Here is a 13,632-nt window from a genome sequence, read left to right on the forward strand (position 1 = left end):
CTAACGGGTGCTAGCCCAGCGACTGGAGTTCCTGCTCGATGGCCGCCAGCTCCTCGGCGCTGCCCTGCACCTTGGGGCCGGTGAACCACTTGCGGGCCGACAGCACCCACCACAGGCCCGCGCCGCCGAGGACGACGAGGATCGCGATGGGCGAGTAGTTGAAGGTGTCCTTGGTGATCGGGTTCGCCGGCGGCAGGATGAAGAGGATCGAGATGACGACGACCCAGATCACGGCGAGCACGCCGATCGGCTTGCTCCACCTGCCGAGGCTCCACGGGCCGGGCGTGAAGTCCTTGCCCTGCCGCAGCCGCAGGAACGTCGGGATCACGTAGGCGATGTAGAGGCCGATCACCGCGACCGACGTCACCGCCAGGTACGCGGTCAGGTTCCAGATCGCGGGCAGGGCCAGCACGAACGCGCCCCCGGCGGCCAGCCAGATCGCGTTGGTGGGGGTCCGGCTGCGCTTGTTGATCCGGTGCCAGAAGGACGAGAGGGGCAGCGCCCCGTCCCGCGAGAACGCGTAGATCATCCGGGAGTTCGCCGTCACCGAGGACATCCCGCAGAAGAACTGCGCGCCGAACGACACCAGGATCAGCAGCTTGCCCATCGTGTCGCCGGTCGCCGCGATGAAGATCTCCGCGGGGCCGCCCGCGACCGCCTTGCCGTAGTCCTGGATCGCGAACGTGACGCCGAGCAGCAGCACCCAGCCGGCCACGACCGAGATCAGCACCGAGTTCACGATGCCCTTCGGCCCGGACCGCGCCGCGTCGTGCGTCTCCTCGGTCATGTGCGCGGACGCGTCGTACCCGGTCAGCGTGTACTGCGACAGCAGCAGGCCGATCAGCGCCGCGTACGCGCCGTACTGCCAGCCCGTCTCGTTGACGAACTTGGTGAACACGAACCCGGCGGACTGGTGGTGCGACGGCTTGATCGCCAGCACTCCCACCACGAACGCGACGCCGAGCACGTGCCACCACACGCTGACGCTGCTCAGGATCGACACGAGCTTCACGCCGAACTGGTTCAGCAGCGCGTGCACGACCAGCAGGACCGCGAACAGCAGGAAGGTGTGGCCGAGCGTCACGCCGTAGCCGAACTGCAGGTCCAGCAGCGGGTTCAGGAACGCCGCCGACCCGTAGACGATCGCGGCGGTCACCGCGACCTGGCCGATGAAGTTGAACCAGCCGGTGAACCACGACCACGCCGGGCCGTTCGACGGGGCGAGCTTGGCCGCCCAGTAGTACAGGCCGCCGGCGGTCGGGTAGCTGGAGCACACCTCGGCCATCGCCAGCGCGACCAGCAGCGTCATCGCGCCGACGCCGAGCCAGCCCCACGTGATGACCACGGGGCCGCCGCCCTTGAGGCCGATGGTGTAGGAGGTCAGGCAGCCCGACAGCACCGAGATGATGGTGAACGAGACCGCGAAGTTGGAGAAGCCGGACATGGACCGGCTGAGTTCCTGGGCGTAGCCCAGCTCGTGCAGCCGTTTCTCGTCATCGGACATGGGGTCGGGGGATGCCTTGTGCTCGTCGATGCTCACGAGCACCTCCTCGCGTGCCACGGGGGGTTTCGACACAGCCGCAATGGGCTAATGACAGACCATTAAGGTTTGCGGAGGGGGTCCGCGTCAACCCCCGAACGACGACGAAACGCACATGTAACGTGGAGCCCGAAGCCCCCCGCGGACCGAAGGACGGTCATGCCCGCACCCGAGCCTGACCCCCGCGCCCCCGGCGCGGACGCCCCCGGCTCCGGCGTCGCCGACCTGGCGGCCGCGGCGGTGTTCCGGCCCGTCCGCACCGGCAACGCGTTCGAGGAGACCGTCGAGCGCCTCCTCCAGGCGATCAAGCTCGGCGTCGTCGACCGCGGCGAGCGGCTCCCGCCCGAACGGGAGCTGGCGCCCCTCCTCGGCGTCAGCCGCGTCACGCTCCGCGAGGCGATCCGGGCCGTCCAGCAGGAGGGGTACGTCGAGTCCCGCCGCGGCCGCTTCGGCGGGACGTTCGTCACCTACGAGCGGCCGAAGCCCCGGCAGTCCGACCTCAAACGGGCCCTCGCCCAGATGGGCGACGACCTCAACGACACCCTCACCTTCCGGATGGCCGTCGAGACCGGCGCCGCGCAGATCCTCGCCACCACCCGGCTGACGCGCGAGCAGCGGGCCGGGCTGCGCGGGCGCCTCGCCGAGCTGAACGCCGCCGGCCCGGACGAGTACCGCCGCCTCGACACCCTCTTCCACCTCGCCATCGCCGAGATGACCGGGTCCGCGCTGCTGTCGGCCGCCTGCGCCGACGCCCGGATGCGCGTCACCGACCTGCTCAACGCCATCCCCGTCCTCGGCCGCAACATCGAGCACGCCGCCGTCCAGCACGCCGCGATCGTCGAGGCGATCCTCGCCGGCGACCCCGAGGCCGCCCGCCGCGCCGTCGCCGAGCACCTGGAAGGCACCGCCGCCCTCCTCCGCGCCTTCCTCGGCTAGGGGCCCCGTCGCCCGTTGCGCTGAACGCGATGCGCCGCGTTGACGTAGGCTGAGGTGGTTGCTGGAGGCCACCCCTCGGTGCGCGGGGTGCACGACGGAGGGGCATGACGCATGGGCTGGCTGGCGGGAGTGCTGATCCTCTTCTTCGGCCTGCTGGCGTCCATCGCGCTGCACGAGCTCGGCCACTTCAGCTTCGCCAAGCTGTTCCGGGTGCGGACGACCCAGTTCATGGTCGGGTTCGGGCCCACGATGTGGTCCAAGCGCAAGGGCGAGACCGAGTACGGCGTCAAGTGGATCCCGCTGGGCGGCTACATCCGCATGATCGGGATGCTGCCGCCGCGCAGGGGCGACGCCCCCGGCACCGTCCGGCGGATCAGCACCGGCCCCTGGCAGGGCCTCATCGAGTCCGCGCGCGGCGCGGCGCTCGAGGAGGTGCGGCCCGACGACGGCGACCGGGTGTTCTACGCCAAGCCCTGGTGGCAGAAGCTGATCATCATGTTCGCCGGGCCCGCGATGAACCTGGTGCTGGCGGTGGTCTTCTTCTCGATCCTGCTGATGGGCATCGGGCAGCAGACCGCGCAGCCCGTCATCCAGGAGGTCTCCGAGTGCGTCGTCCCGGCGAGCCAGTCGAACGTGACGAGCTGCCCCGCGAACGCCACCCCGACCCCCGCCCACCAGGCCGGGATGCGGCCCGGCGACCGGATCCTGTCCTTCCAGGGCCACAAGATCAAGGACTATGAGCAGCTCCGGAGGCTGATCCGCGACTCCGGCGGGCAGAACGTCCCGGTGACGATCCGGCGCGGCGGCCAGGAGATGACGCTGACCGTCCCGATCGCCCGCAACCAGATGTACGACCTCAAGGACGACACCAAGATCGTCAACGTGGGGTTCCTCGGCATCACGCCCACCCAGGCCATGGAGCGGCAGGGGCCCGGCGCCGTCGCCGAGGCCATGGGGTCGATGACCGAGCACACCGTGGGCGCGCTCGTCCGGATGCCGCAGAAGATGGTCGGCGTCTGGAACGCCGCGTTCGGCGGCGACAAGCGCGACCCGAACGGCCCGGTCGGCGTCGTCGGCGTCAGCCGCATCGGCGGCGACGTCGCCGCCTCGAAGACCCTCACGACGACCGAGAAGGTCTGGTACTTCGTGATGCTGCTCGGCTCGCTGAACCTGGCGGTCGGGCTGTTCAACCTCGTCCCGCTGCTCCCGCTGGACGGCGGCCACATGGCCGGCGCGCTGCTGGAGGCGCTGAAGAAGGCGTTCGCCCGGGTCTTCCGCAAGCCCGACCCCGGCTATGTCGACGTCGCCAAGGCCCTGCCGGTGACCTACGTGATGGCGGCCGTCCTGATCGTCATGGGCGGCCTGCTCATCTACGCCGACGTCTTCAACCCGATCAGATTCAAGGGCTGACGGGCCGCGCGGGCCGATCAGACGGCGACCGGCATCTCGCCGGTCTTCAGGAACGCGTCCAGCGCCGCCTCGTAGGGGGCGATGTGCAGGCCCTGCGCGGCCAGCCACACGTCCGACCCGTACGTGCCCGCGTACCGCTCGCCGCCGTCGCAGATCAGCGTCACCACGCTGCCGCGCTCGCCGCGCGCCCGCATCCCCGCGATCAGCTCCGCCGCGCCCCACATGTTGGTGCCCGTCGAGCCGCCCACGTCCCGGCCGCTGACCCGGCTCGTCCAGCGCATCGCCGCGACGGACGCCGCGTCCGGCACGTGGATCATCCGGTCGATCACCGTCGGCAGGAACGACGGCTCGACCCGCGGCCGGCCGATGCCCTCGATCCGCGAGCCCGCCGCGGTCCGCTCCGGGTCGCCGTCGGCGAACGAGCCGAAGAACGCCGAGCCCTCCGGGTCCACCACCGCGAGCCGCGTCTGGAACCGCCGGTACCGGATGTACCGGCCGAGGGTCGCGGACGTCCCGCCCGTCCCGGCGCCGACCACCACCCAGGACGGCTCGGGGAACCGCTCCAGCCGCATCTGCTCGAAGATCGACTCGGCGATGTTGTTGTTGCCGCGCCAGTCCGTCGCCCGCTCGGCGTAGGTGAACTGGTCCATGAAGTGCCCGCCGCACTCGGCGGCGAGCCGCCGGGACTCGTCGTAGATCGAGGACGGGTCGTCGACGAGATGGCAGCGGCCCCCGTGGAACTCGATGAGGCCGATCTTCTCCGGGCTCGTCGTCGCCGGCATCACCGCCACGAACGGTAGCCCGAGCAGCCGCGCGAAGTACGCCTCGGACACCGCCGTCGACCCGCTGGAGGCCTCGATGATCACCGTTCCCTCGCGGATCCAGCCGTTCGCCAGCCCGTACAGGAACAGCGACCGCGCCAGCCGGTGCTTCAGCGATCCCGTCGGATGCACCGACTCGTCCTTGAGGTACAGGTCGATGCCCCATTCCGGGGGCAGCGGGAACACGTGCAGGTGCGTGTCGGCGCTGCGGTTGGCGTCGGCCTCGACCTTGCGGATCGCCTCGGCGATCCAGGCCCGGCCTCCGGGGTCGCAGCGGTCGGCGGTACGGCTCACGGTGATGTTCCCCTCGATCCTCGTCGATCGGCCGGGTCCCACGATATCGGCGCATGTCACCGGGCATTATGGTGGCCGGCAGGGGGGCACATGATCGACCTTTTCCGGCACCGGATCGTGGAGACCGGGCGGCTGCCGCTGTTCGGCTTCTTCACCGCGTTCATCCTCACGTTCGTGCTGACGCGGGTGATCGTCCGGCTGATCCGCGCCAACGTGAGCGGCTGGTTCGGCAACGTGCGGGCCGGCGACACCCACGTCCACCACGTCGTGTTCGGCGTGGTGCTGATGCTGGTCGGCGGCGTCGCGAGCCTCGCCACCCCCGACGCCTACGTCGCGCTCGACTGCGCTGCGGCCGTCGTGTTCGGGGCGGGTTCCGCGCTCGTGCTGGACGAGTTCGCGCTGCTGCTGCACCTCAGCGACGTCTACTGGACGGAGAAGGGCCGCGCGTCCGTCGACGCCGTCTTCGTCGCGATCGCCGTCACCGGGCTGCTGCTGCTCGGCATCCGCCCGTTCGGGTTCGCCGACGCCGTCCCCGACCCGGCGGGCAGCGCCCTCGCGCGGGCGTACTTCGCCTCCACCGTCGCCAACCTCGTCCTCGCGGTGATCACCCTGCTGAAGGGCAAGATCTGGACGGGCCTGATCGGGCTGTTCCTGCCCGTCCTGCTGGTGGTGGGGGCGATCCGGGTGGCGCGTCCGGGCTCGCCGTGGTCGCGCTGGCGGTACGGCCCGGACTCGCGCAAGTACCAGCGGGCCGTGCACCGGGAGGTCCGGTTCCGGCGGCCGCTGATCCGGGCGAAGATCTGGGTGCAGGAGTTCATCGCCGGCCGCCACGACCTCATCCCGCCGGAGCTGCTGCAGCGCAGCGCCGACGCCGCCGAGCGCGCCCGCCGCCGCCGGGTGGCCCGCGCCGCCCGCAAGGCCGCCGCCCGGGACCGCCGCCGGGCCGCGGCCCGGGATCAGCGCCGCGCCGCGGCGCGGGAGGAGCGCCGGGCCGCCGGCCGCGGACGGCGGAGCGTCGCCGACCGCCTCCAGCGCCGCGCCTTCGCGCGCGGCCGCACGAGCGCCGCCGCCCGCCGCCTGACGCGCCGCCTGGGCGTCGACGAGCCACCGCAGCCGTCTCCGCCGCCCCGCCCCCGCCGCAAGCTCCCCACCCGCCGCTGACCCGAGCCCGCCGAGTCCGGCCTCGGACCAGGGGCCCGCACGAAGCCGCTCGCCGTGACCCTCGGCAGTGCTCGTGCCCGGCCACGCGGCGACCCGAGCCGTCGCGATCGCGAGCGAAGCCAGGTTCGAGCTTGCGAGAACCTGATCGCGCAGCGAGCCCCCAGGGCGAGTCGGAGCGATGCGGCGATCGCACGTATTGTCCGTTGAAGGAAGGCCGTCTAACGGCCTGACGCCAAGGACAATACAGATTGAACAGTGTCGGCTTCGGCGGCGGTCTTGTCGGGGCGGTAGCGGAGGACGCGGGCGAAGCGGAGGGCGATGCCGCCGGGGTAGCGGGGACTCTGCTGGACGCCGTCGAAGGCGATCTCGACGACGAGCTCGGGCCGGACGTGGACGGTCCAGCCGTCCTCGCGGACGGCGAGCTCGCGGAGCCTCTCGGTCTGCCAGGCGAGGAGCTCGTCGGTGAGGCCCTTGAACGTCTTGCCCAGCATGACGAAGCCGCCGGTCTCGGGGTCGCGGGCGCCGAGGTGCAGGTTGGACAGCAGGCCCTGGCGGCGGCCGTGGCCCCATTCGACGGCGAGGACGACGAGGTCGAGGGTGTGGCGGGGCTTGACCTTGATCCAGCCGGCGCCGCGGCGGCCGGCGGTGTAGGGGGTGTCGAGGGACTTGACGAGGACGCCCTCGTGGCCGCGGGCGACGGCGTCGTCGAAGAAGTCCTTGGCGGCGGACGGGTCGGCGGTGACGATCCGCGGGATCCGCAGGTGCTCGGGGACGGCCCGGACGAGCGCCGCGTTGCGGTCGGCGCCGGGCGCGTCGAGCAGGTCGTCGCCGTCGAGGTGGACGACGTCGAAGAGGAACACCGTGAGGGGCACGGGCTCGGCGTCCTTGGCGGTGCGGGTCGCGGTGCGGGCGGCGGTGACCTGGAACGGGTACGGGGCGCCGTCGGGGCGCAGCGCGATGACCTCGCCGTCGAGCACGGCGTCGCGGACGGGCAGCTCGCGGACGGCGGCGACGACCTCGGGGAGGCGGGGGGTGATGTCGTCGAGGGTCCGGGTGAACACGCGCACGTCGCCGTCGCGGACGTGGATCTGGGCGCGGATGCCGTCGAGCTTCCACTCCACGGCGGCCTCCGCCTTCAGCTTGGCGAACGCCTCGTCGACCGACGGCGCGGACGCGGCGAGCATCGGCTTGACCGGGCGCCCGACCTCCAGGGTGAACGCGTGCAGCCCGGCGGTGCCGTCGGCGAGCGCGGCGGTGGCGACGGGGCCGAGGGAGCCGCGCAGCATGACGGCGCGGCGGACCTCCGCGGACGGCACGCCGGCCGCCGCGGCGATCGCCTCGGCCATCACCCCGTCGAGGGCGCCTTGGCGCAGCTCGCCGGCCAGCAGCCGGATGAGGAAGCCCTGCTCGTCGCGGGTGGCGCGGCCGAGCAGGGCGGCGACCAGCTCGCGGCGCCGGGCGACGGACCCGGCGCCGGAGACGGCGCCGATCCCGGTGAACGCGGCGTCGACCTCGGGAACGGTCAGGGACGGCTCGGCGGCGGGCGGCGGGACGTCGCGCAGCGCGGCGTAGCCGACGCCGATCTGCCGCTGCGGCAGCTCGCCGGACAGGTAGGCGACCACGGTCGCGGCCTCGCCGGGCTCGGCGTCGCGCAGGCACTCCGCGAGCGCCGTGATCTTGGCCTTGCGGCCGGAGGTGCCGGCCACCTCCCGGGACGTCCGCGCGATCTCCGCTATCAGCACCTCCCCATTGTGACCACGGGGTCTGACAATTGACCCGGGCGGGACCCCTGGTCAGCCGAGGCGGTCCTGACTACGTTGACCAGTGGCGGGGTCGATGGCGCGCGGGGGAGTGAGGAGCGGGGCGTGGGGCTGCAGCGCGAGCCGTTCCACCGGGTCTACTCGGCGCCGGAGCCGCCGTCGCCGAAGCGGCGGCCGCGGCTGGCGGTGCTGCTGGTCGCGCTCGTGGCGTTCGGCGGAGCCGCCGTGGCGGTGTTCCTGCTGCTGCCGGGGCACGGGAAGGACGCGGCGGCGCCGCGGACGCCGCCGTCCGGCACCGGGACGCCGGGCGGGGCGGCCGGCGGGACGGCGGAGCCGACGCGCCCGTCGGAGACGCCGATGCAGGAGCAGACGGTGGCGTCGCTGCCGAAGCCGTGCGCGATGGTCTCGGACCGGACCGTCGGCCGGACGATCCCGAAGGCCAGGCGGGCGGAGAGCGCGAACTCGACCTTCACGACGTGCACGTACACGGCGCAGGGGCCGAGGTTCCGGTGGCTGCGGGTCGAGGTGAACCTGCACGCGCCCGCGAGGACGCCGACGCCGGTGCAGGACGCGGAGGGCGACTACCGGGCGTCGTGGACGGAGGCGCACAGCGCGCCGCTCGTCCGCACGATCAGCCTGCGGCGGCAGCGGGGGATCGGCGACGAGGCGTACCGGTGGTTCAAGGCGGACGAGGGGCAGCCGACGGTGGTCGGCGAGGTGACGACGCGGTTCCGGAACGTGCTCGTGACGGTCAGCTACAGCGAGCAGGCGGCGAAGGGCCGCGCGGACGCCCGGGAGGGGGCGTGCCTCGGTACGGCGGAGGGCGTCGCGCGGGAAGTGCTGGCCACCTTGGCGCATTTCTGACCTGAATCGGCCGATCATGGCTTATTTTCTGTCAGGACCTTCTAAGGTGTTTCCGGTAAAGGGGAGGAAGTGCGGCGGCCGTGCTCCCACTCGTGTCCGGCGGCCGGCGTGCTTTGCGGCGCATGGGGAGGAGGAGGTCGACGACGTGACCGTTTCCGCGGTTGGAGTGTCCTGGGTGAGGTGATCTCCAGGTCAGCAAGCCGTTCTCGCCGACTGGGCCGTGGAGTGGACCCCGCTCCACGGCCCTCTGCGTTCCCGCTTCCGGACCATCGGAAAACCGTGCGGTATTCGGCTGCTGCCATTCCGTCACCGAATTCGTTTCGGTTTCGGCGGAAATGGTCGCGGAGTAGAACCGGTTACGATTTCGCGAGTCCCGCACGAACCCACACGTCACGAGCCCGGCCGTCCAGGAATCCGACCTCGTCGAAGAACGCCGTGCACTTGCGGAACGCCCACGCCATCGTCTCCCGGCGGTGCTCGCTGCGCGCCGCGACCCGGCGGGCCACCTTCGGGTCCAGCCCGACCGCCGCGTAGCACGACGGATGGATCACCTGCGTCGCCATCAGCCGGGTGCCCTGCGCCAGCGCGTACGCCGCCGCCCGCCGCCGTACCGGCGACGCGCGCGCGACGAGCCGCTTCAGCTCCTCCCGCGCGTACCGGATGTGCCGCGCCTCCTCGATCACGTGGATCCGGGTGACCTGCCGGATCATCGGCTGCACGGCCTCGTCCGGGAACGTCAGCCGCTGGAACGCGTCGGTGAACTCCTCCACCACCAGCGTCCCCGCGAACATCGGCATCGGGTCGTACACGGCCCCGAACAGCTTCGCGAAGTGGTACTCCGCCGCGCGCGGCCGGTGGGTGCGCAGCCCGCAGGCGCGCACCATCCGGGCGAACATCTTCGAGTGCCGGCACTCGTCGGCGATCTCCGTCAGCGCGTAGGCGACGTGCTCGCTGTCATAGCGGCTCCGGTAGGCGTGCTGGACGAGCGACTGCATCAGCAGCATCTCCGACCAGATGCCGAACGAGGCGATGCTGCACATCTCCCGCTTGGTCAGCTCCACCCGCTGCCGGTGCGTCAGGCCATCCCAGAGCGGCGTCTCGTAGATCGACACCAGCTGCGGCGGCGCGTACCAGACGTCGGGGTCCTGCGGCGCGTCCCAGTCGACGTCGGCGTCCGGGTCGAAGGAGTGCTTGCGGGACGTCCGCAGCAGCCGCTCGGCGACCACCTCCCGGTCGGTGAGCTCCAGCGTGTGGTCGCCGTCCTTGCAGCGGATCCGCGCGGTCCAGGTCGTGGGGCGGTCGGTCAGCAGTTCGGGGGGCATCGATCCTTCTCCTCTCCTGGGGGAGGCCGAGGAGGGCCGCGCGGGGCCGTGCGCCGCACGGCGGGCCCGGCCCTATTGCACGGGGATGCGGGCGAGCAGGCGGGTGGACGCCGGCGAGATGCGGGAGAGGGCGTGCAGCAGGTGGCCCTCGAAGTTCACCGGGACCACGGCCTTGTTCTTGATGATGGCGTCGACGACCCGCTCGGCGACCTTCTCCGGCGGGTAGTTGCGGAGCCTGAGCGCCTTCTGGCCGCGGGCGCGGGTCCGCTCGCGGTGCGCCGCGTCGCCGCCGACGAACGTCGCGTTCCTGACGATGTTGGTGCCGGCGAAGCCGGGGCAGACGGCGGTGACGCCGATGCGCGAGGACGCCAGCTCGGCGCGCAGGCACTCGCTGAGCATCAGCACGCCGGCCTTGGTGGTGCAGTAGGCGGGCAGCGACCGGGTCGGTGCGAACGCGGCGGCGGACGCGATGTTGACGATGTGGCCGCCGAAGTTGGGCTTGTCGGGCTTGTTCGGCAGCGCGTTGACGCGCTCGACCATCTGCTTGCCGAACAGCCGCGACCCGTGGATGACGCCCCACAGGTTCACGCCGAGGATGCGGTTCCAGTCCTCGACGCCGTGGTCGAGGAACGGGCCGCTGACGGCGATCCCGGCGTTGTTGACGACGATGTCGGGGACGCGGTGGGCCTCGCGCACCTCGGCGGCGAACGCCTCCATCGCGGCGGCGTCCGCCACGTCCACCTCGTAGGCGCCGCCGCCCGGGCCGAGGGTCTTGGCGAGCGTCACGGTCCGCTCGGCGGACGGCAGGTCGATGTCGGCCGCCAGGACGGTCGCGCCGCGCTCGGCGAGGGCCAGCGCGATGGCGCGGCCGAACCCGCTTCCGGCCCCGGTGACGACGGCGAGCGCCCCATCGAAGTGCGCGAGTGGCATGCAGACCTCCGAGATGTCCCGAGCGGAATGATCCCCAACCGTACTCAGCCCGCCGCGGCGTCCGCGATGACCGCGTCGACCTCCGCCTTCCGCGCGACCTCCTCGGCCGCGAACCGCTCGGCGTCGAGCTTCTCGGCGATGTCCTCGTCCTGGTTCATCAGCGCCTCCAGGTCGGCCTTGGACATGTCGAGGACGCCCATGTCGTCGTAGGTCCGCTGGATGCGCTCGCTCCACAGGCCGATGTCCTTGACGCACGGGACGATCCGGCTGAACAGCAGGCTCTGGAACATCTGCATGTAGGGGGAGTTCTCCACCATCTCATCGACCTCCTTGGGGTCGATGCCGAAGTTGGTCCAGATCTCCCGGCCGCGGATGCGGTCGCGCATGAGGTAGCAGCCCTCGATGACGAAGTCCTCGCGCTCCTTCAGCTCGGCCGCCGACAGCTGCTTGTAGTAGTCGCGCAGGGCGAGCCGCCCGAACGCGACGTGCCGGGCCTCGTCCTGCATGACGTAGGCGAGGATCTGCTTGGGCAGCGGCTTGGTGGTGATGTCGCGGATGACGCCGAAGGCCGCGAGCGCGAGGCCCTCGATGAGCACCTGCATGCCGAGGTAGGGCATGTCCCAGCGGGAGTCGGTGAGGGTCTCGTTCAGCAGGTCCTGCAGCTTGGTGTTGATCGGGTAGACCATCCCGACCTTCTCGTGCAGGAACCGCGTGAACAGCTCGACGTGCCGGGCCTCGTCCATCGTCTGCGTGGCGGAGTAGAACTTGGAGTCCAGGTCCGGCACCGACTCGACGATCCGGGCGGCGGTGATCATCGCGCCCTGCTCGCCGTGCACGAACTGGGAGAACTGCCAGGACGTGGAGTGCTGCCGCAGCTCGCCGCGCTGCTTCTCGGTCAGCTTGTCCCAGTACTCGGTGCCGTAGATGGCGAGGGACTGGTCGGGGACGCCGAGGACGTCGTACGGGTCGACCTCCAGGTCCCAGTCGATCCGCTTGACCGAGTCCCACTGCTTGTCCTTGCCCTTCTGGTACAGGGCGAGGAGGCGGTCGCGGCCGTCGTCGTACTCCCAGGTGAACCGGGCGTCGCCGGCCAGCGGCACGTTCCAGGTGGACTTGTCGACGGGCTCGGTGTAAAGGTCATGGGTCGACACGGGCGTTCCTCCCCGAGGTGCGACGTACGATGTACGTAAGACGTACGTTGTACGTACCGTGTCACGGTGCACTTACGGGTGTCAACGGCGGGAAGGGACGGGACCGATGAACGGCGACGTGACGTCCGACACGCCGGCGCCGCGACCCGTCCTGACCAGGGCGCGGATCGTGCAGGCGGCGGTCGGGCTGATCGAGCGGGAGGGCACGGGCGCGCTGTCCATGCGCCGCGTGGCGGGCGAGCTGGGCGTCGCGGTGATGTCGCTCTACAACCACGTGCCGAACAAGGACGCGCTGCTCGAGGGCGTCGCCGAGCACGTCATCGCCGGCCTGGAGCTGGAGGACGACCCCGACGAGCCGTGGCAGACGAGGGCGCGCGCCCTCGTGCGGGCGTTCCGGAAGGTCGCGCACGACTACCCGCGCTGCATGACGATCGTCCTCACCCACAAGATCGACACCCAGCTCGGGCTGCGCCCCGCCGAGCGGGCCCTCGCGCTCGCCGACGCCGCCGGCTTCGACGGCCCCACCTCGGTGCGGATCATGCGGGCGCTGATGGCCTATGCCCTCGGCGCGCAGCTCCGCGAGACCGGCGTCGTGAAGACGCTGGACAACCTCGTCGAGACCCAGGCCGACTCGTGGGCGAAGCTCGACGCCGCCGAGTTCCCGCACGTGGTCGCGCTCTCCGAGGAACTGGCCAGCCACGACCCGGAGACCGACTTCGAGTTCGGCCTCGACCTGCTCATCGGCGCCCTCGACGCCCTCCCGCGCGGGGCGGAGTAAGGCGCCCGGTCAGGCGAGGTAGGGGCTGAGGCCCTTCCAGCAGAAGTCGGTCATGTAGCGCGCCGCGTCCTCGGCGGTCACCTCGGGATGCCAGGTCCGCCACTGGGCGAGCCGCTCGCACGCGCCGATGATGATCTCGGTGAACGCGGCGATCGCGGGCTCGCCCGCCTGCGGGGCGAAGGCGGCGAGCACCCCGGAGATCAGCTCGCTCTGCTGCCGGCGGGTCGCCTCCACCGCCTCGACGGTCTCCTGCGACCCGGCGGCCGGCTCGCGCAGCAGCATCGCGAACGACTTGCTGTGCGCGTCGATGAACCCGAAGTAGGCGACCATGCCGCGCCACAGGATGTCCTCCGGGTCGGTGGCGCCCGCCATGGCCTTCTGGGTGACGTCCAGCAGCTCGGCCTTGGAGCGGCCGACGCACGCGACGAGCAGCCCGTCCTTGGAGCCGAAGTACTCGTAGAGCATCGGCTTGGAGACGCCGCAGCGCTCGGCGATCTCGTCCATCGAGGTGCCCTGGTAGCCGCGCTCGCCGAACACCTGCTCCGCCACGTCCAGCATCTGGCGCTCGCGCTCCGCGCGCGACATCCGGCGGCGGCGCTGCGGACGGTGCGGTGTGGCGGCGCTCACAGCGGAATCCCATCTGTTGGACCTACCGTCAGTAAGCT

12 protein-coding genes are annotated in these 13,632 nt (G+C 71.6%); 5 read left to right on the forward strand and 7 right to left on the reverse strand.

Annotated features, from left to right (window positions below; all coding sequences use genetic code 11):
- Positions 1–10 precede the first annotated feature (10 nt).
- Positions 11–1,540, reverse strand: coding sequence for an amino acid permease (locus J4557_RS14290; protein ID WP_307799772.1), 1,530 nt, complete (start codon positions 1,538–1,540; stop codon positions 11–13).
- Between the two features lie 159 nt (positions 1,541–1,699).
- On the opposite strand from J4557_RS14290, the gene J4557_RS14295 reads away from it, so the two are divergent.
- Both J4557_RS14295 and J4557_RS14300 read left to right on the forward strand, forming a co-directional pair.
- The gene (locus J4557_RS14295) at positions 1,700–2,476 is read left to right on the forward strand and encodes a FadR/GntR family transcriptional regulator (protein ID WP_208266995.1); all 777 of its coding nucleotides are present in this window, start codon (positions 1,700–1,702) and stop codon (positions 2,474–2,476) included.
- 111 nt (positions 2,477–2,587) lie between these two features.
- A complete protein-coding gene (locus J4557_RS14300; protein WP_208266996.1) occupies positions 2,588–3,886 on the forward strand; it encodes a M50 family metallopeptidase in 1,299 nt (432 codons plus the stop codon).
- 17 nt (positions 3,887–3,903) lie between these two features.
- Here J4557_RS14300 and cds1 read toward each other — a convergent pair whose 3' ends face one another.
- Positions 3,904–5,001, reverse strand: coding sequence for an L-cysteine desulfhydrase Cds1 (cds1, locus tag J4557_RS14305; RefSeq protein ID WP_208266997.1), 1,098 nt, complete (start codon positions 4,999–5,001; stop codon positions 3,904–3,906).
- A gap of 90 nt (positions 5,002–5,091) precedes the next feature.
- On the opposite strand from cds1, the gene J4557_RS14310 reads away from it, so the two are divergent.
- Positions 5,092–6,162: a hypothetical protein gene (locus J4557_RS14310; RefSeq protein WP_243775728.1), complete on the forward strand. Its 1,071-nt coding sequence runs from the start codon at positions 5,092–5,094 to the stop codon at positions 6,160–6,162.
- A gap of 218 nt (positions 6,163–6,380) precedes the next feature.
- Here the strand turns inward: J4557_RS14310 and J4557_RS14315 are convergent, their stop codons facing one another.
- Positions 6,381–7,904 carry an ATP-dependent DNA ligase gene (locus J4557_RS14315; protein WP_208266998.1) on the reverse strand — a complete coding sequence of 508 codons (1,524 nt, stop codon included), beginning with the start codon at positions 7,902–7,904 and terminating at the stop codon, positions 6,381–6,383.
- A gap of 123 nt (positions 7,905–8,027) precedes the next feature.
- On the opposite strand from J4557_RS14315, the gene J4557_RS14320 reads away from it, so the two are divergent.
- On the forward strand, positions 8,028–8,786 hold the full coding sequence (locus J4557_RS14320) for a hypothetical protein (RefSeq protein WP_208266999.1): 759 nt from the start codon (positions 8,028–8,030) through the stop codon (positions 8,784–8,786).
- Positions 8,787–9,142: 356 nt separating this feature from the next.
- Here the strand turns inward: J4557_RS14320 and J4557_RS14325 are convergent, their stop codons facing one another.
- The 3 genes from J4557_RS14325 to J4557_RS14335 form a co-directional block, all read right to left on the reverse strand.
- Complete coding sequence (locus tag J4557_RS14325) at positions 9,143–10,108, reverse strand: AurF N-oxygenase family protein (RefSeq protein WP_208267000.1); 966 nt, start codon at positions 10,106–10,108, stop codon at positions 9,143–9,145.
- Between the two features lie 72 nt (positions 10,109–10,180).
- On the reverse strand, positions 10,181–11,038 hold the full coding sequence (locus J4557_RS14330; protein ID WP_208267001.1) for an SDR family NAD(P)-dependent oxidoreductase: 858 nt from the start codon (positions 11,036–11,038) through the stop codon (positions 10,181–10,183).
- 44 nt (positions 11,039–11,082) lie between these two features.
- Positions 11,083–12,189: a ferritin-like domain-containing protein gene (locus J4557_RS14335; RefSeq protein ID WP_208267002.1), complete on the reverse strand. Its 1,107-nt coding sequence runs from the start codon at positions 12,187–12,189 to the stop codon at positions 11,083–11,085.
- Between the two features lie 106 nt (positions 12,190–12,295).
- Between J4557_RS14335 and J4557_RS14340 the strand changes: the two genes are divergently transcribed.
- Positions 12,296–12,967, forward strand: a complete 672-nt coding sequence (locus tag J4557_RS14340) for a TetR/AcrR family transcriptional regulator (RefSeq protein WP_208267003.1) — start codon at positions 12,296–12,298, stop codon at positions 12,965–12,967.
- A 9-nt stretch (positions 12,968–12,976) separates the two neighbouring features.
- Here J4557_RS14340 and J4557_RS14345 read toward each other — a convergent pair whose 3' ends face one another.
- Positions 12,977–13,594 carry a TetR/AcrR family transcriptional regulator gene (locus J4557_RS14345; protein ID WP_307799775.1) on the reverse strand — a complete coding sequence of 206 codons (618 nt, stop codon included), beginning with the start codon at positions 13,592–13,594 and terminating at the stop codon, positions 12,977–12,979.
- Between the last annotated feature and the right edge of the window lie 38 nt (positions 13,595–13,632).

The sequence above is a fragment of the Actinomadura nitritigenes genome (assembly GCF_017573545.1).
Lineage (GTDB): Bacteria > Actinomycetota > Actinomycetes > Streptosporangiales > Streptosporangiaceae > Spirillospora > Spirillospora nitritigenes.

Excerpts from the sequence above, each read along its gene's own strand:
- J4557_RS14295 (WP_208266995.1), top strand. The coding sequence starts at position 1,700 with ATGCCCGCACCCGAGCCTGACCCCCGCGCCCCCGGCGCGGACGCCCCC.
- J4557_RS14300 (WP_208266996.1), top strand. The coding sequence starts at position 2,588 with ATGGGCTGGCTGGCGGGAGTGCTGATCCTCTTCTTCGGCCTGCTGGCG.
- J4557_RS14310 (WP_243775728.1), top strand. The coding sequence starts at position 5,092 with ATGATCGACCTTTTCCGGCACCGGATCGTGGAGACCGGGCGGCTGCCG.
- J4557_RS14325 (WP_208267000.1), bottom strand. The coding sequence starts at position 10,108 with ATGCCCCCCGAACTGCTGACCGACCGCCCCACGACCTGGACCGCGCGG.
- J4557_RS14330 (WP_208267001.1), bottom strand. The coding sequence starts at position 11,038 with ATGCCACTCGCGCACTTCGATGGGGCGCTCGCCGTCGTCACCGGGGCC.
- J4557_RS14340 (WP_208267003.1), top strand. The coding sequence starts at position 12,296 with ATGAACGGCGACGTGACGTCCGACACGCCGGCGCCGCGACCCGTCCTG.